The organism is Ferroacidibacillus organovorans (assembly GCF_001642725.1).
Classification (GTDB): Bacteria; Bacillota; Bacilli; order Alicyclobacillales; family SLC66; genus Ferroacidibacillus; species Ferroacidibacillus organovorans.
Genome location: NZ_LSUQ01000053.1, coordinates 1 through 17,798, shown reverse-complemented (window position 1 = coordinate 17,798; position 17,798 = coordinate 1). Strand labels below are relative to the sequence as shown.

16 protein-coding genes and 2 pseudogenes are annotated in these 17,798 nt (G+C 53.2%); 2 read left to right on the top strand and 16 right to left on the bottom strand.

Going from position 1 to position 17,798, the window contains the following annotated elements:
- The 7 genes and pseudogenes from AYW79_RS12595 to AYW79_RS12570 form a co-directional block, all read right to left on the bottom strand.
- Window positions 1-2,570, bottom strand: a 2,570-nt coding sequence (locus tag AYW79_RS12595) for an efflux RND transporter periplasmic adaptor subunit (RefSeq protein WP_067566596.1), incomplete at its 3' end; no start/stop codon positions are given.
- 117 nt (window positions 2,571-2,687) lie between these two features.
- Window positions 2,688-3,614: a TIGR01777 family oxidoreductase gene (locus AYW79_RS12590; protein WP_067566591.1), complete on the bottom strand. Its 927-nt coding sequence runs from the start codon at window positions 3,612-3,614 to the stop codon at window positions 2,688-2,690.
- Between the two features lie 16 nt (window positions 3,615-3,630).
- Window positions 3,631-3,993, bottom strand: a pseudogene (locus tag AYW79_RS12585) (peroxiredoxin family protein); the annotation flags it as partial.
- Between the two features lie 12 nt (window positions 3,994-4,005).
- The gene (locus tag AYW79_RS15635) at window positions 4,006-4,143 is read right to left on the bottom strand and encodes a redoxin domain-containing protein (protein WP_143216098.1); all 138 of its coding nucleotides are present in this window, start codon (window positions 4,141-4,143) and stop codon (window positions 4,006-4,008) included.
- A gap of 28 nt (window positions 4,144-4,171) precedes the next feature.
- Entirely contained in the window at window positions 4,172-4,891 is a 720-nt protein-coding gene (locus AYW79_RS12580) for a hypothetical protein (protein WP_143216097.1), read from the bottom strand.
- Between the two features lie 44 nt (window positions 4,892-4,935).
- Window positions 4,936-5,694, bottom strand: coding sequence for a LamB/YcsF family protein (locus tag AYW79_RS12575; protein ID WP_067566579.1), 759 nt, complete (start codon window positions 5,692-5,694; stop codon window positions 4,936-4,938).
- A gap of 41 nt (window positions 5,695-5,735) precedes the next feature.
- Window positions 5,736-7,145 (bottom strand): APC family permease, encoded by a 1,410-nt coding sequence (locus AYW79_RS12570; protein WP_067566576.1) that lies wholly within the window; start codon window positions 7,143-7,145, stop codon window positions 5,736-5,738.
- A 133-nt stretch (window positions 7,146-7,278) separates the two neighbouring features.
- Between AYW79_RS12570 and AYW79_RS12565 the strand changes: the two genes are divergently transcribed.
- Window positions 7,279-8,175, top strand: coding sequence for an aldo/keto reductase (locus AYW79_RS12565; RefSeq protein ID WP_067566573.1), 897 nt, complete (start codon window positions 7,279-7,281; stop codon window positions 8,173-8,175).
- Between the two features lie 29 nt (window positions 8,176-8,204).
- Here the strand turns inward: AYW79_RS12565 and AYW79_RS12560 are convergent, their stop codons facing one another.
- From AYW79_RS12560 to aceA, 6 genes are all read right to left on the bottom strand, one after another.
- Window positions 8,205-8,582, bottom strand: a complete 378-nt coding sequence (locus AYW79_RS12560) for an EAL domain-containing protein (RefSeq protein WP_079289866.1) — start codon at window positions 8,580-8,582, stop codon at window positions 8,205-8,207.
- A gap of 47 nt (window positions 8,583-8,629) precedes the next feature.
- Window positions 8,630-9,709: an RNA-guided endonuclease InsQ/TnpB family protein gene (locus tag AYW79_RS12555; RefSeq protein WP_067566568.1), complete on the bottom strand. Its 1,080-nt coding sequence runs from the start codon at window positions 9,707-9,709 to the stop codon at window positions 8,630-8,632.
- A gap of 4 nt (window positions 9,710-9,713) precedes the next feature.
- On the bottom strand, window positions 9,714-10,112 hold the full coding sequence (gene tnpA / locus AYW79_RS12550; RefSeq protein ID WP_067566565.1) for an IS200/IS605 family transposase: 399 nt from the start codon (window positions 10,110-10,112) through the stop codon (window positions 9,714-9,716).
- A 237-nt stretch (window positions 10,113-10,349) separates the two neighbouring features.
- Window positions 10,350-11,075 carry a ThuA domain-containing protein gene (locus AYW79_RS12545; protein WP_067566563.1) on the bottom strand — a complete coding sequence of 242 codons (726 nt, stop codon included), beginning with the start codon at window positions 11,073-11,075 and terminating at the stop codon, window positions 10,350-10,352.
- 223 nt (window positions 11,076-11,298) lie between these two features.
- Complete coding sequence (locus AYW79_RS16285; RefSeq protein WP_269449068.1) at window positions 11,299-11,424, bottom strand: hypothetical protein; 126 nt, start codon at window positions 11,422-11,424, stop codon at window positions 11,299-11,301.
- Window positions 11,425-11,500: 76 nt separating this feature from the next.
- Complete coding sequence (gene aceA / locus AYW79_RS12540) at window positions 11,501-12,805, bottom strand: isocitrate lyase (protein WP_067566562.1); 1,305 nt, start codon at window positions 12,803-12,805, stop codon at window positions 11,501-11,503.
- Window positions 12,806-13,056: 251 nt separating this feature from the next.
- On the opposite strand from aceA, the gene aceB reads away from it, so the two are divergent.
- Window positions 13,057-14,655, top strand: a complete 1,599-nt coding sequence (aceB, locus tag AYW79_RS12535) for a malate synthase A (protein WP_067566561.1) — start codon at window positions 13,057-13,059, stop codon at window positions 14,653-14,655.
- 40 nt (window positions 14,656-14,695) lie between these two features.
- Here aceB and AYW79_RS12530 read toward each other — a convergent pair whose 3' ends face one another.
- The 3 genes and pseudogenes from AYW79_RS12530 to AYW79_RS12520 form a co-directional block, all read right to left on the bottom strand.
- Entirely contained in the window at window positions 14,696-15,532 is an 837-nt protein-coding gene (locus tag AYW79_RS12530; RefSeq protein WP_231877871.1) for an IclR family transcriptional regulator, read from the bottom strand.
- A 109-nt stretch (window positions 15,533-15,641) separates the two neighbouring features.
- Window positions 15,642-17,270 (bottom strand): L-lactate permease, encoded by a 1,629-nt coding sequence (locus AYW79_RS12525; RefSeq protein WP_067566555.1) that lies wholly within the window; start codon window positions 17,268-17,270, stop codon window positions 15,642-15,644.
- Between the two features lie 274 nt (window positions 17,271-17,544).
- Window positions 17,545-17,798: pseudogene (locus AYW79_RS12520) on the bottom strand (3-oxoadipyl-CoA thiolase); the annotation flags it as partial.

Here is a 17,798-nt window from a genome sequence, read left to right as displayed (position 1 = left end):
CCTTTGTGGTGCTTGCCTTTGTGGTGCTTGCCTTTGTGGTGCTTGCCTTTGTGGTGCTTGCCTTTGTGGTGCTTGCCTTTGTGGTGCTTGCCTTTGTGGTGCTTGCCTTTGTGGGGGGCGGCGGCGTGTGAGGGATTCGCGGAAGTAGATGTAGACGGCTTTGCCGTCACCGCGCCGCTTGCCCGCGCAATCACATTGGAAACTGTGACGTGGTCGCCCGGCGCAAGGAACGTCTGTCCGAGCGTTACCACCTGATCGCCCGCTGTAACCCCCGCGAGCACTTCCGTCCACGCGCCCTGTGTCGCGCCAAGCGTTACCGGGCGCAAGAGTGCTCGTCCGTTTTTCACCAGATACACTTGCGGCGCGCCGGTTTGTGAATTGATGGCGGCGGTTGGCACTAGCACCGCATGCGGATCTGATTTTGTCACGACCTGAATGGATGCCGTCTCGCCTGAAGCCATACCGACAATCGGCCGCGCAGGCGCAATGGTCACCGTGAGGGAGAGTGTCTGTGGATTGACAACCGGTGAGATCGACGCGACAACGCCCTGCTCATTTTGACTCGGTGCAAACGGCAGCGTGAAAAGGACGCGCTCGCCCGGGTGCACTTGATTGATGTCCTGCTGGCTGAGTTGCGCCTGCAGTTCAAGCGTTGTGCCAATCATTGCGATGATCGGCTTTGCCGCAGTCACTGCATTGCCTGGCTGTGCGGTAATCGCGGTGATGACACCTGGAAAGGGTGCCGCAATGACCGTGTTGCTTAAAGCTTGCTGCGCGATTTGCAGACGTCCCTGCGCGGCAGTCACGGCACCCTGAAGCGCCTGAAGTGTTCCTTGATTTTTCGGGTGAAGCAATTCTTCTACTTTTAATTTCGCGGCGGCGATCGCCGTTTTTGCCGCCGCGAGAACACTCGGCTGAGGCGGCGCCTGAAGCGCTGCGAGATTGTCGCGACTCGAAAGAAGCGTGGCCTGCGCCTTTTGCAGTGTTGCCTGCATGCGCTGCAAGGCTGTCTGTTCATTGGCGCTCGCCATTTGCACGGCCTGTTCATCCGTACGCAGCGCCTGGGCATACTGCGCTTTTGCCGTCGCGAGCGCCCGCGCCGCGATCTGCATCGCTTGACTCTGATCCGCCTGCAGGATCGACAGTTTTCCTTGATTGGCGAGATTTTGCTGAGAGATGGCTGCGCTTGCTGCATTGACTTGATCGGCCGCGACGCTGATCGCATTCGTCCAATTCGCTTGATCGGCCGCCAGCTTGCCCTGTGCGGAAACGACCGCCTCTTGCGCCGCGCTGATTTGATTTTGAAGTGCTGTCACCGCGTTTTGATTGGCCGTCTGTGCCGCCGCACTCGCTTGATTGAGTTGATTCTGCGCCGCTGCGATGGCAGCATTCCACGCCGCCTGATCGGATGAAAGTGCATCTTGGGCGTTTGTGACAGCCGTCTCTGCACTCGCAATCTGCGTCTGAAGGGTTGTCGTCACTGGAGTTTGCGCCTGTAGAGAAGTCAGTGTCGCTTCACTCGCCGCGAGCGCTTGTTGATCTTGTGTCACTTTGATTCCGTCCGGGCTGCTCGCACTCTTGATCGCATCCAAGGTATTCTGCGCGCTCACCACCGACTGTTGCACCGTCGCAGAAAGTCCATTCCCGGCTTCCGCCTGCTGCAGTTGCCCCTGTAGATTGACAAGGTTTTGCTGATCTGTTTGTAGCGTCGTCTGATCACTCGCCACCGCGACCCCTTGCGGGCTCGTGTTCGACTGCGTGCGCTGCAAATTGCCTTCTGCCGTTTGCAGTGCAGCGGTGCTCGCCGTTGCATTTGCCTGCTGCACAGTGACCGCAACGTTTTGCGGTGCACTCCCATTCGTTAAACCTTGTAGCGCCTGCTCAGCATTGGTCACCGCCAGAGCGAGCGGACTCTGCCCTGATTTCAAGGCAGACAGCGCATGCTCTGCATCCGCGAGCGCGAGCGCCTGCGATCCTTTGCTTGATTTCATCCATGCGTACTGCTGGTTTAACTGTGTAACCGATTGCGCGTTCGCAGAGACTGCTGCACGCGCCTGCGTAATTTTTGCGGGTGCAGCTCCTGCCATCAGCGTTTGCAACTTGTCGCCCGCCACCTGGACATTGGCACTGGCCAATGCGAGCGTATATGGATTGATCGATTGGCGCGCCTGAGCCATCTTCCCGAGCGCACTCGCGAGTCCTCCTTGTGCAACGAGCAATTGCGCCTGAGCCGTTCCGTTCGCAAGTTGCGCAAGCACTTGATTCGCACGCACCGTCTGCCCAACATGAACCGAGATGGACTGTACATTACCGGCGCCGCGCGGGGAAAGCGAGATGGATTGTGGACTCACCACACTGCCTGTAAGTGCCAGCGTTTGCGCAATCGTTCCCAGTTTGGCGGTCGCCGTCTGGACATAAATCGACTTTGGCGTCGCCACTTGCTGCGCCATCACTTTTGAGGATTTAGGGAACCCGCCCGCCGCGTACACGGTCACGATGGCTCCCGATACACCGAGCAGCGCGCCCGTTTTGATCCATTTGGGAGAGAGTACAGCGATGGGGAGTTTCACGTTGATTGCATCCGCCTTTCACGTTCACGCGACTCATCACACGGATTGAGTCTTAGGATGCAATCATGATAGTGGAGGTTGCTGAAATCTAGCTTTAAGAGGATGCTCATTTTACATCTATGGCGCTTTCCTTGTGTCCTTTGTGCGCACGAAATCTCCGAGTGCATTTTGCAGGTTCGTATATAAGAATGCATAGCCGTGCGTCTGCGCGACGGTTGGAAGTACACGCTGACCATCAAGCACAAGGGTGGCCATCTCGCCGAGCAGCGCGCGCAAGGCAAACGACGGAGCGGGGAGCCAGTGCGGCTTTTGCAGCGCCAAAGCGATCGTCTTACCCATTTCGCGCATGCGAACGGGCGCGGGCGCAGTCACATTCAGCGGCCCCGAGAGACCTGTTTGGTCGATCGCCAAGAGCAACATTCCCACCACATCCCCAATGTGGATCCACGAAAGCCACTGTCGGCCTGATCCGACGGTGCCGCCAATGCCGAGTTGGTAGGGTTTCAAGAGTGACGGAAGCGCGCCTCCCTCAAGACTCAAAACGACGCCAAAGCGAGCAAACACCACGCGTACGAAAGCCTCACGCGCGCGGCTTGCCTCGTCTTCCCACGCACGGACAACTTGCGCCAGAAAATTGTCTGGTAAACACACATCGCGCTCAGTAAACGTCGCAGTCTCCGAAGTGTCGTAATAACCGATGGCGGAGGCGTTTACAAGAACGCGCGGTTTTTGTTCAAACTGTGCAATCGCACGAATCAGCGCACGCGTTGTCTGTACGCGGCTTCCCATGATTCGCGCTTTGCGCTCACTCGTCCAGCGCCCCGCGCTCAGGGACTCGCCCGCCAGATTCACGACCGCCGCGTACGCCGCGCGTGTTTGATCAAGCTCTTCCCAATGGATCGCTTCTACACGCCCGTGAAACAGCGCTACCGCGCGGTCAACATCGCGCGTCAGAAGGGTCACACGATCGCCGCGCGCGAGCAAAGCATCCACCAGGGGCCGGCCGATCAATCCTGTTCCACCCGTTACCAAAACATGCGTCACAAACGTTCACTTCCACTCATCGTGAAGATTCATCCTGTTGTGCCACGCGCGCGAGCACATCCGCCAATTCACGCATCTGCACATCGCTTGGTGGATTGTCCGCCTGATTGCGCCCCACATAGCGATAGGCGATTTGCCCGTTTCGATCGATGAGAAAGAGACTGGGCCGCGCGATACGGTACGCGTCAAAGGAGAGCGCGTGAAACACGTCAAACGCTTGAATCACCTCGCGCGTCTCATCGATCAGAACGGGAAAGGTGTAACCGAGCTTCGCAAAATACGCGGCAACCGCCGCACGGTTTTGCCCGACGATGCAGAGAATCTCGGCGCCAGCGGCCACAATCGCCGCGCGCTGCTTGTCCAACTCCCCGAGTTGGCGACGACAATTCGGTCACCACGTGCCACGCAGGAAATAGAGCAGCAGCGGTTTTCCGAGATACTCCGTGTGTCGATGCACCACGCCCGCAAGGTCTGGCAACGAAAAATTAGGCATCCTCTGACCCGGCACTCGTCCGGCGTTTCTCGGCATATTTCCACTCCCAAGAATCATTGTCTTTTCATTCGAAAGAGAGCCTCATGGCCCCCGTTTCCAAATGCGCCTTAAGCAATCGAAAGAAGGGTTCTTGATGAAGCCATGAAAATATCAAATCACGAGCTTGTGCAAGGTTCTGAACACTGCTTCTGCACACGGCCATCGCAGCGGCTGCGGCAAAGCAATTTGGGCCACTTCGATCAGCAAATGTCCCTGCGAACTCGTTAAGAAGTTCAAGTGGTACTCTTACATCGGCGCCATCGATCGCTACATCGGCGCTGCCCTCATCACGTTTATGCCATTCTCGCAACCACTTTAATATCCATCTTTTTCGAACATCCGCAGAAAAAGATCGCCAGTCTCTTGATTGAAGCAGATAAAATCGTTGCCCTTCCACAGTCACTGTATAACTTGTCAAAGGTAAATGATCTTCAAACCAAGATTCAAGATAGAGCTGGCCTCTTTTGCATCTCACTTGATACTCCAAAATTCTTTGCTGAATGTCAGGATCAAAAGATTGCAATTGCTCCGTCTGGAGGAATGCCGCCATCACGTGCTCTGTGAGATTCATACTCCACAAACCATAGATTGCGCCATACTCTAACGAAAATGTCGGGAAACTTCGTGCCAATTCAGAAGGCGTGTAGATAGGTATTCCCATTGCCAGCAAGCTTTGTATGATCGAATCATCTTCAAAAAAATACAAATCGCGATCAGAAACGAACCGATCGATCAATCGATTCAACACCGCATCCGTGATTGTAGATTGGTGAACCTTGTGCATCATTTTCACCCGATTCCGTAAGGGGCAACGACCACGCCGTTCACCTGAAGGCGAAGCTTCAGCGTGCGTGCTGTTTCAACCGCCCCCGCGTGATCGCCGTGGATGCACACCGTGTCCGCGCGCAGTGGGACGGATGTGCCGTCACGTGCCGCGATGGTGCCCTGCGTAAGCGCGTCGACGATCCGGCGCGCAATCATCTCCGGATCGTGAAAGATAGCGCCTTCTACGTTGCGCGGCGTCAATGTTCCATCCGGTTCATAGCTGCGATCCGCAAACATCTCTTCGCAAACCGAGAGACCTGCCAATCTACCGGCTTTCGCGAGCGGGCTGCCACACGGCGCAAACAGTACAACGCGATCATCCATTTTGCAAATCGCCTCAACCAGTCGATCGCATGCAGAACTGTACGCCGACTTGTGGTACAGTGCGCCGTGCATTTTAAGATGCGTAACACGCGCGCCGACTTGCGTTGCGAGCGCCGCGAGCGCGCCCCACTGATAGAGAATCACTCGGATCCACTCCTCATCCGCGTGTGGAATGTCACGCCTGCCAAACCCGATGCGATCCGCGTAACCGGGGTGCGCGCCGATGCGCACTCCCCGGTTTTGCGCCATCTCGATGCGCTCCATCATCACGTTCGGATCCCCCGCGTGAAACCCGCACGCGAGATTCGCCGATGTGACGACGTCAAGGACAGCTTCGTCATCGCCGATCGTGTACGGCCCAAACCCCTCGCCGAGATCCGCGTTAAAGTCGATGCGCATACACCTTCACTCCCGCTCCTAAACGTCCCGATCCACTCATGTTACATCGAGACTTCTTCCGAAACAAACACATCTTTCGCCCGCAAAAGCGCCTCTGGATTGCGCGATCTCAGATTAAAATAGAACACCAAGCCGAGCACGAACCAGATGATGATGATCGGCACCGCAAAGTTTGCCGGAAACGCCGGAACCGGGTAAACCGACGTGGCGAGTGGCGGAATGAAAAAAACGATGCCAAGAAGCGGCACGATCACGTGCTTGCCGATCGAAAATTCTGCGCGATGCTGCCGACTATAGAGAAGCAGGGACGCGAGATTGGCGAGCAGATAGATAGCGATCATGATGATCGTCGTCACGGTGGCAAGCATGATGTACCCATTCATCGGGCCAAGCACAAAGCCGCAAACAAGACCCAGCACGAGCGTCCAGACCAACTGCGCGAGCGCCGCGCGAGATGGCGTCTCAAAGGTCGGATGGATATAGGACAGCGCGCGCGGAAGCGCACCAACACGTCCCATCGAGAACATCATCCGCGTCGAGACGGTCGTCGCCGCATTTGAGTTTGCGATAAATGAGTTTACGATGGCGAGAAAGACGAGAATCCAACCGACGCCCCAGCCACCGACGGCCAAAACATGCCATGGATCCGAATTGCTCGCAAACGAGCTCATGTTGTTGATGCCCCAGCCGACGGTCCCAGCGTATGTCGTGAACACGTAGAACAGCCCGATGCCGACGGTCGACCAAAAGATGGCGCGCGTCACATTGCGCGGATTCTTCGTTTCTTCGGCCAGCGCCGCCGCGCCTTCAAAGCCGATGAACGCCTGAATGCAGTAGATCATGCCTTGAAAGACGCCGCCAAAACCGCCTGCACCCTTGACCAGTGCGAGTTTAGGGTTAAAAACGGACAGCGTATTGTGGCTGCCCGCTTTTGCGATGAGCGTGAACGCGAGCAAGCAAAAGACAAGCAGTTCAAACAGCCCAAGCCAAATCCCCGTTTTGGCAGACAGTTTCACACCACGATAGGAGAGCGTAAAGACAAACAGTGCCCCGAGCAAAAACCACACGTACCAAGGGATGGTGACATGAAGATAGCTAGAAACCGTATCCTGGATCACCTGACCCATGATGAGAAGCAGAAACGGAGCTCCGAGTGACTGGGCAAAATTGAACATAAAGCCTACGATGAAACCGACGCCGCCCCCGAGCGTCTTGCTGGTATACGTATAAAAACTTCCGGCTGATGGAATCTTTCGCGCGAGCTCGCCAATCGACACGGCTGAAAACAGCGCGCCGATCAGCGCGAGAACAACGGACAGCGTAAGCGCTCCCCCCGCGTATTGTGCAGACAGGTAAATGCTATACGCGACCGCCGCGCCTGGCGCCATATAGGTGATAGACTGAAACACGACTGGCCAAACGCCGAGCGCCTGCCGATTCAACTGTGCCAAGCGGAACCCTCCTTAAGGTAAAATGAAACTTGCGAAGTACTCCGATGGTACAGAAAAATCTAAACTTGTTCAATCCTTTTTTTATAGGTTACAATCATTTTCGTAGAAGAATTACCAATAAAGGAGGATTTTCGTGGAAAAACGGCGTTTTGGCAACACAGACATGCATGTCAGTGTGCTCGGTTTTGGCGGATCTGAGATTGGTTATCAGGGTGTCAACGTGCGGGATGTAAAAAATTTGCTCGCGTCAGCGCTCGACGCTGGTCTGAATGTGATCGACACGGCGGAATGCTACCGCGAGAGCGAAGAACTGATCGGCGAGGCAGTAAGCGATCGCCGCAGTGATTTCTACCTCTTTACAAAGTGCGGCCACGCGGCCGGATTCGCAGAGCCTGACTGGACGCCCGCCATGCTGCAAAAATCGATTGAGCGCAGCCTGACGCGCTTAAAAACCGATCACGTCGACCTTATACAACTTCACAGTTGCAGTGAGGAAGTGCTTCGCCAAGGCGATGTGATTGATGTTTTACGCCGGGCTAAAGAGGCGGGGAAAACGCGGTACATCGGATACAGCGGGGATCGGTCCGCCGCGCGCTACGCCATTGAGTGTGGCGCGTTTGACGCGCTGCAGACGTCTGTCAATATCGCGGATCAGGAGCCGATTGAACTCACCATTCCGCACGCCGCCGCACGCAACATGGGCGTGATCGCCAAGCGACCCATTGCGAATGCAGCGTGGAAAACCAAGGAGAAGCCAACCGAGGCGTATCATCACGCCTATTGGGAGCGATTTCAGTCTCTCCGCTACGATTTCCTAGAAGGTAATCTCACCGACGCAGTGGGTGTCGCGCTGCGTTTCACACTCAGCATCCCTGGCGTACACACGGCGATCGTCGGCACGACGCAGCCTGGACGCTGGCAAGAAAACGCGCGCCTGCTCGAACGCGGCCCGCTTCCCGAGGAAATGTTTGCAGCGATTCGCAGTCGCTATCACGACGTGGCGTCGGCAGACTGGGTTGGACAAACCTGATTCGGTAGGACATCCAGTGTAAAGCGCGCCTACTCGGCGCGCTTTGCCTCCCCAGGCACAGGCTGAAACGACGGTCGCCCATAGTAAAACCCTTGTTGCCACCCAAAGCCGAGTTCCAATAAAACATCCGCTTCCGCTTTCGTCTCGACTCCCTCGGCCAAACGCACAGAGCCAATGGACTGTGCCAATCTGGAGATGGTTTTGGCGACTCTCCGCTTGTCTGCGTCCTTGTCAATCTCGCGCACAAACGCGCGATCGAGCTTGATAATATCCGGTTCAAGCTGACTTAACATCGACACATCATTGAATCCTTGTCCCACATCATCCAACGCATAGCGAAAACCCTGACTCCGGTGACCACTCCCACAGCCTTTAGGCAGGGGCTTCTCAGAACACGCATGACGCAACCGCCTACGTTATGTCCTGAAGGCTCGGTCCGAGCCAAGTTGATACGCTAGGCTAACGCACGTTTCAAAATGTTTTGCGCGGCGTTTATATCCCGATCCTGTACATAGCCGCAATGATTGCAGCTGTGTACACGCTCAGACTGCTTCTTATGGACAATTTCGCCACAGTTCGAGCAGAGTTGACTCGTATTCTTTGGATCAACCAACACGACACGACGACCAGCTTCTTCCGCTTTGTACGTGGTGTACTGTATGAGTTGATTCCAAGACGCATCAACGATGCTTTTTGCAAGATGATGATTTTTCACCATGCCTTGTACGTTCAGTTTTTCAAAGGCAATGAGTCCGTAGCCATTGACCAGTTTTCGAGACACTTTGTGCGCGTAGTCCCTGCGTTGATTTGCGATATGCTCATGCAATCTCGCCAGTTCTCTGATGGCCTCGCCACGACGAGAAGACCCTTTCTTCTTGCGTGATACGGATCGTTGCTTTCTGTGCAACTTCCGTTCGGATTCACGCAGGAACTTCGGATGTTCGTAAAATTCCCCATTCGAGGTAATGGCAAGATATTTGACACCAAGATCAATCCCTACGGTTCCTTTGGACTCTGGCGCGGTATTCGACTCTACCTCGCACGACAGACTGGCGTAATACTTCCCGTTTTTCACCAAGACAGTACACGTTTTGATTTCCCCTTGCGGCTGACGATGAAGTTTCAGTTTCACTTCGCCAATCTTCGAGAGTGTTAATTTAGTACCACAGACCGAATAGCCGCTCTGTGGGTACGTAAAAGAATCGTATCGTCCTGCTGATTTAAAACGCGGATAGCCAGGTGTCTCTCCTGCCTTCACGCGACGAAAGAAAGCTTGAAACGCTTTGTCCAGTCGTTTAATCACATCTTGCAACACCTGCGAGTGAACCTGTTTTAACGACGGAATGTACTTCTTGCGCTCATTCAGTGTATTGGCCTGATCGTAGTAATTCAGTGTGGCCTTCTCCGTTTCATAGGCAAATCGCCGTTCTTCAAGCATGCGATTGTAGAGTAGGCGACAACGCTCTAAAGTGAACTGTATTTTCTCTTCTTGTTCTTTCGTGGGATAGAGTCTGTATTTGTAAGCCTTTCTCATGATTTCACCTCGATTTCTGCTCTTCGATATACTTCTTGATTACGTCCAGTTGAACCGTGCCCACCGTAGTGACAAAATAGGAATTTGTCCAAAGCGTTGGCAATCGACTCTTTAGCGATTTGAATTCATCGCGAAGAACTTTGGACGTATATCCTTTGAGTTGTTTAACGACTTTGTGAATGCCGTATTGCGGATCGCACTTGATGAGAAGGCTAACATGATCAGGCATGATTTCCATCTCAACGATTTTCGCCTGAATGTCCGTTGCCTTTTCCGAAAGCAACACCTTTAACCTTGCGTCAATAGGTTCAACAAGCACTTTACGGCGATATTTCGGACAAAAGACAACATGGTATGTACAGTCGAACGTGATATTGTGGTTTGAATCAACATCTCTACTCATTACGATCACCTAAGAATAGTATACTACAAAACGTTAGATACATATATAGTATCTATTGTTTCCAAAAATAAAAAACGATCAAATGACGAAGTTCGCTTATCAAATGATAGAATATGGTAACCAAATGATAGGATACACCGTAGAATGATGTCAATGTCATCATGCTTGGCACACGTTAAAAAACCCGAGTAACCACGCCGTGTGGATACTCGGGTTTCCATTCAACTACACATAGAATTAAAGGACTTCAAGCGGTTTGGCGTTTCCATAAACAGGCTTCGCGCCGTGAATCGGAGCCACATAGCGCGCCGCGTTCTCAATGACTTTGCGAACATTTTTGTCAAAATACGTTGGATGGGTTTCATGCCCTGGTCGGAAATAAAAGATTTTTCCGTTTCCGCGATGAAATGTGCATCCGCTGCGAAATACCTCGCCGCCTTGGAACCAACTCACAAAAACAAGCTCATCTGGATCTGGAATATCAAAATGCTCACCATACATTTCTTCATGCGGGAGTTCAAAATACGAATCAAGGCCATGCGCAATCGGATGCGAAGGATTGACGACCCAAAGACGCTCCTTCTCTCCAGCTTCTCGCCATTTGAGGTCACACGACGTTCCCATGAGCGTCTTAAACACCTTAGAAAAATGACCTGAGTGAAGCACGATAAGTCCCATGCCGTCCCAGACACGCTGCACAACGCGCTTGACGACCTCATCCTCTACGTCACCGTGCGCCATATGTCCCCACCAGACTAATACATCCGTTGCGTCAAGAACATCCTGGCTAAGCCCGTGTTCAGGCTCATCAAGCGTTGCCGTGCGAACCTCAAACGATGCATCGCGAAGTGGAGCCGCGATCGCCTCGTGAATCCCATCCGGATACACAGCGCGTACGGCTTCATCTGACTTCTCGTGGCGAAATTCATTCCAAACTGTTACGCGAATACCCACTGAGACCATCATCCTATCATTGAAGATTCAGGAAGGAATACCATCCTACTCGCGTAGACTATCGCATGACAGCGCAATATGCAACCGCCCTTCCCAAGGTCGGAAGGAGGCTGTCAACAAAATTCATCCCATAGGATCAGGATCGTGAAAAGAATCCCATGCAAAAGGGCGGGAATCCTTTCGGACGCCCACCCGCAACCATTTTCGCCGTCACTCAGACCCTTTGCGCGCACTATTCTTCAGAGTGGCGAGCGCACATTTCACACGTCAATGTCATCATTTCGTGGGCATCCGAGAGTTGTTCCCCGCAAACCCCACAAACATCTTCCGCCTCAATGCGTTGCTGAATCGATTCCATACTCTCTCCTCCTCCTCGGTTTGAAGCCTATCAGAGCGAATACGATCGCAGTGTGAGGCACATTCTCACATCCGTTTTACACAAATTGCTCTTCTTCCGTTGAACCGGTCATCGCAGTCGTTGACGCATTGCCACCCGCGATCACTTGGGCAACCTCGTCAAAATAACCTGTCCCCACTTCACGCTGATGGCGAGTCGCCGTGTATCCGCTCGCCTCGCTCGCAAATTCAGCCTGTTGCAACTCAGAGTAGGCGGCCATGCCCCGTTCGCGATAGCCGCGCGCCAATTCAAACATGCTGTGATTCAGGGCGTGAAACCCAGCAAGCGTCACGAATTGAAACTTGTAGCCCATTTCTGCGAGTTGCTGCTGAAACGTTTCAATCGTGTCTTCCGGCAGCTTCTTTTTCCAATTGAAGGATGGCGAACAATTGTACGCGAGTAACTTGCCCGGATGCTTTTCATGAATTGCATCCGCAAACTGACGCGCCTCATCGAGGTTTGGTTCGGATGTTTCACACCAGATGAGATCTGCGTAAGGCGCATATGCGAGCCCGCGCGCAATCGCCGATTCAATCCCCCCACGGATTTGAAAAAATCCTTCTGCCGTCCGCTCACCTGTGAGAAACGGTCGATCGCGCATATCCACATCACTTGTGAGGAGAAAAGCGCCGTTTGCATCCGTTCGAGCGATGATCAGCGTATCCACATCCATCACATCAGCCGCGAGTCTCGCCGCAACCAGATTGCGAACCGCGTGCGCCGTTGGAATGAGCACCTTGCCCCCCATGTGGCCACATTTTTTCTCAGAGGCGAGCTGATCCTCAAAGTGAACGCCTGCGGCGCCCGCTTCAATCATGGATTTCATAAGCTCAAACACATTGAGCGGACCGCCAAATCCCGCCTCTGCGTCGGCGACAATCGGAGCAAACCAGTAGGTGTCACGCTTGCCTTCTGCGTGATCGATCTGATCGGCGCGCGAAAGCGCCTGATTGATCCGTTTTACAACATGGGGAACACTGTTTGAAGGATAGAGACTCTGATCAGGGTACATGTGTCCGGAAAGGTTCGCGTCTGCCGCAACCTGCCAGCCACTTAAATAAATCGCTTTCAGCCCTGCGCGAACCTGTTGAACAGCCTGATTTCCCGTGAGTGCACCGAGCGCCGGGACGTAAGGGTCGCTGTGCAAAAGTTCAAACAAGCGCTTACTGCCCATCTTTGCAAGCGTGTGTTCAATCGTTACAGACCCGCGCAGACGCAGCACATCTTCGGCGCGATAAGGGCGCTCAATGCCTTGCCAGCGAAACGCTTCCTGAAACGACGCTGCCATTTGACGCGCTTGCTCTTCATCAGAGCGGGATTGAAGTTTCGCTTGATCTCCCATCTGAAGACTCCTCTCATCTCTCACTCTACACCTGTACTACACAGTTCGGTGTATTTCTGTTGTTATAGTACAGTGTATTGCATAACAGATGATTTGTGAAGGTGTTCTCAGCGATTTATTTCTTCTTTTTTGTGAACATTCATTTCAATGTCGTTCTGTATTGCAGATGAATGTTCCGCAATGCATAACGGTATGATATGATATGCTTAGGTTGAAAGTTTCATTATCTTAAACGAAATGAGGCGTATTCCATGCCATTTCAAACACCAACCGGCATGAGCATCACGGGTGCATACCACGATTCGTATGCAACCATCCTGACACCGGACGCGCTCGCATTTGTAAGCGATCTGGTGCGCACCTTTCGCGATGAGCGAGACACTTTGTTGATACGCAGGAATGAGCGTCAACGTGAGATCGACCAAGGAAAATTACCCGACTTTTTGCCAGAAACGATCGCCATTCGTGAACGGGAATGGACGGTGGCACCCATCCCGAGCGATCTACAAGATCGTCGCGTCGAAATCACTGGGCCTTCAAGCGATCGCAAAATGGTGATCAATGCACTCAACTCTGGCGCAAAAACATTTATGGCCGATTTTGAGGATGCAAATTCACCCACCTGGGAAAACACGATTGAAGGACAGATCAATCTTCGCGACGCGATTCGCCGCACGATCGACTATACAAGTCCCGAAGGAAAAGCGTATCGACTGAAAGAGCAAACGGCTGTGTTGATTGTCAGACCGCGCGGTTGGCATCTCGATGAAAAACATATTACGTTAGACGAAAAGGCGATTCCGGGCGCTCTGCTTGATTTTGGCCTGTACTTTTATCACAATGTGAAAACCTTGCTCGAAAATGGCTCTGGACCCTATTTCTATTTGCCAAAAATGGAGAGTCACCAAGAAGCGCGCCTCTGGAACAGCATCTTTGTTCGCGCAGAGCAGGCGCTTGGAATTCCGCAAGGAACGATCAAGGCCACCGTACTCGTCGAGACGATTCTCGCCACCTTTGAAATGAATGAAATTCTTTATGAGCTGCGGGAGCATGCGGCGGGAATCAACTGCGGTCGCTGGGACTATATTTTCAGCTACATCAAAAAACTGCGCAATCAACCCAACGTCATTCTTCCCGACCGCGCTCAAGTGACGATGACCGTACCGTTTATGCGCGCATACTCCCTGCTCACCATCCAGACGTGCCATCGACGCAACGCGTTTGCCATCGGTGGAATGGCCGCACAGATTCCAATTAAGAATGATCCTGTCGCAAATGAGGACGCGCTCTCAAAGGTGCGGGCAGACAAAGAGCGTGAGGCGAGAGACGGTCACGACGGAACGTGGGTGGCGCACCCTGCCTTGGTTCCCGTCGCCATGGACGTTTTTAATAAACTCATGAAAACCCCTAACCAGGTTGATCGCAAGCGGGAAGATGTACACGTCACTGCGGAGCAACTTTTGGAGGTTCCAAACGGATCGATCACGGAAGCAGGCGTGCGCACGAATGTGAGCGTAGGCATCCAGTATCTCGAAGCGTGGCTGCGCGGATCGGGTGCCGTACCCATTTTCAATCTGATGGAAGACGCGGCGACTGCTGAGATCTCGCGCACTCAGTTGTGGCAGTGGATTCATCACGAAAAAGGGGTACTCGACGACGGACGTAAGCTTACGCCTGCGCTTTTTGAAACGATTGTTCACGAAGAGAATGAAAAAATACGCGACAGCATCGGCGCTGACGCGTACAAAAACGGAAGATTTCAAGAGGCAACCGCCCTCTTTACGGCGATCACGCTCGATGACAATTTTGTCGATTTCTTGACGACGCCTGCCTATGCGCAATTGGCTTAGTTGACGAACGGCTGCCAGCCTGCTGGCTTGGCAGCCCTTTTTATACGCGCGTGCGCATCTCTTCTGTCAGAACACCGTGTCCCAAACGGTTTGAGATCCGTTTTGCACTCGCAATGACGACCGGAATCATTGCGTGCAGTCGCTCCGTCGTCATTCGACTGCTCGGTCCCGACACGCTACATGCCGCCACCACGTTGTTCGCGTGATCAAAAATAGGCGCCGCAATGCAACAAACGCCGATCTCGTTTTCCTCCAAATCAAACGCGTAACCTCGCTCTTTGACGCGCTCGATCTCAGCCAAAAGTTCGTCCTCTTGCACGATCGTATGATCAGTCATCTGAATGCGCTCATTCTGATTCAAAATCTCACGCGCCTCTGACACGGGAAGATACGCGAGGATCACCTTCCCCAAGCTCGTCGAGTGAACAGGGACGCGTTTTCCGATGCGCGAGTGCATACGCGTCGTATCGTCACTCTCCACCTTGTCGATGTACACGATCTCTCCGCGTTCTAGAAGGGCCAAGTGGACAATCTCGTTCGAGAAATCAGCGAGTTCGCGCAACGGAACCGCCGCTTCTGCACGCAAGTCGATCGATGAGAGCAATTTCATCCCGAGATCGAGCAACGCATATCCCAATTTGTACTTCCCCGTTCGCTCATCCTGTTCAATGTAGCCACGCCGCAACAGCGTCGTCAAAAGGCGATGCACTGTGCTTTTGTACATGTCCACTTGTGTCGCGAGTTCTGTAATCGCGATCCCTTGCGGATAGCGACTGACCACTTCGAGCAGATGACACGCTTTATCGACGGATTTGACCGTATAATCTTCCATTTTTGAAAACCCGCCTTCACCAAACGTTCCCATTCTTTTGTCCATCTTACACCACATTTACTCTAGCACACTTGGGGCTCGCGCGCGAAAAGAAATCACCAGAGACCGCTTTGCGCAGTCCCTGGTGATGCACTCAGATTCCAGCGCGAAAATACTACGGAACCATAAAGGAAAGTACGTGCGCCTGCAAGAAGACCAGCACGCCAAGAATCAGTGTCAGAATGACGCTGTGCATGAACGTACGTCGAATGACGAGCCCCTCTTGGTTTTTAAGAGGACCTGTTGAAACGCCTGTCGTCACGTTCTGCGGCGAAATCATTTTGCTCATGACCGCACCGCTCGAGTTCGTGGCCGCCATTAACACAGGATTCAAGTGAAGCTGCTTTGCGGCAACCACTTGCAGGTTCCCAAACAGCACGTTTGATGACGTGTCAGACCCTGTGAGAAAGCAGGCGATCCAGCCGAGAAACGCGGAGAGAAACGGAAAGAATGCGCCGACAGTCGCCACTGCGAGACCGAGTGTATAGGCCATTCCAGAGTAGTTGTACAAATAGGCAAGCGCCACAATCTCCATGACCGTGAGGATGGCAAACCGCAGTTGTTTCCATGTATCAGAGGCCGCCAACCAGAAGGTTTTCATATCGACGCGTAGGAAGAGGGCTGTCAGAACCACCGCGACGAGAATCGGCGTGCCGGAACCGAGTGGTTGGAATACCCAGACAGCATCATACGATTTGTGATAGAGCGTCAGATAGACAAGCTTGTTAAGTCCCGGCCACTTTACACTCATCGTCCCAATCGCCGCCACCTTGAGGAATGTCCAGATGATGACGATCGCGGTGATCATTAGCCAGGGTAGCCACGCCTTGAAGGATTGCCCGCCAGTCAGCTCTGGCATTGTACCACTGCCTGTCGCTGCCGTTTCTGCAGCCACTGCATTCGCGTAGGTTTGATACTGTTCTGTATCTTTTGGCGTCCAAATTTTTGTGAAGCCAATCAGGCAGACGAGCGACACCAGCGCCGCCAAGACGTCTGGCAACTGCGGTCCAAGGTAGTTTGAGACGGCAAACTGCGTCAAGGAGTAAGATAAGCCGCCAACGAGCGCGGCAGGCCATGCGCCCTTAAGCGCTTTCGGTCCACCCAAGACAAGCAATACGTAGAACGGAAGAATAAAAGCGAAGAACGGCAATTGACGCCCAACCATCGAGGAAAGGTCTCCCACAGGCAGGTTTGTCACGCCGGCAAGCGCCGTGATTGGCACCCCGAGCGCGCCAAACGCAACAGGAGCGGTATCAAAGATAAGCGTGTAGACCACCGCTTCAAGCGCAGGGAATCCGAGGCCCATAAGCAGAGCCGCGCCGATGGCGACAGGTGTCCCAAACCCGGCGATCCCCTCCATAAGCGCTCCGAATGCAAACGCGATGATCAGAACCTGAATTCGCTTGTCTTTCGTAGCGTGACGATACATAAAGCGGCGGAACAGCTCAAATGACCCTGTCCGTTGACTGATGTTGTATAGCCACATCGCGGCGAACACGATCCACATGATCGGCCAGAGCGCAAATACGCCCCCCTCAAACATCGCAGAGATAGCGCGGTTTGCAGGAATTTTCCAAACGAACAAGGCGATAATGATCCCTGTGATAAGACCTGTCAGCGCGCTGATCCACGCGGGTCGGCGCAAGACGCCAAGCATAATAAGTACGACTAGGATGGGAATAAAGCCGACAAGGAAAGATCCGAAAAGCGATTGTCCCACAGGCATCAGGATTTGTTGAAACAAAGTTTTCCCCTCTTTCTCCCGTCATGTTTGCCTTTCAAAAGCTTGCCTTTCATGCGCATCGCCAATTCGGCGCTACTTCTGAATTCGTATTCGAAAGGAAGCTAAAACTTGTCTCGCAAATCTGTCTCCTTTCTGGAAGCGCTTACTTCTATAATCTAAAAAATAGAACTATGTTCTAAACATAGTTCATGAGTAGGAGAAGATCAAGGGTTCATTTCGAGATTCGCAAGAATATCTTTTAGGTAGCCAGAACTGTGAATCGTTTCGCACCCATTTATTCAACGTGTTCGAGCAGTGTCGCAACCCCTTGCCCGAGTCCCACACACAGGGTTGCTACGCCGTATCGCGCGCCAGCCCGCTGCAATTGACGTGCGAGGGTTCCAACGATGCGCGCGCCAGAGCATCCTAAAGGGTGACCGAGCGCAATGGCGCCTCCGTATGGATTCACTCGCTCCACGGGTAGCGAAAGCTCGCGGATGCATGCGAGCGCTTGGGCGGCGAACGCTTCATTCAACTCAACCCAGTCGA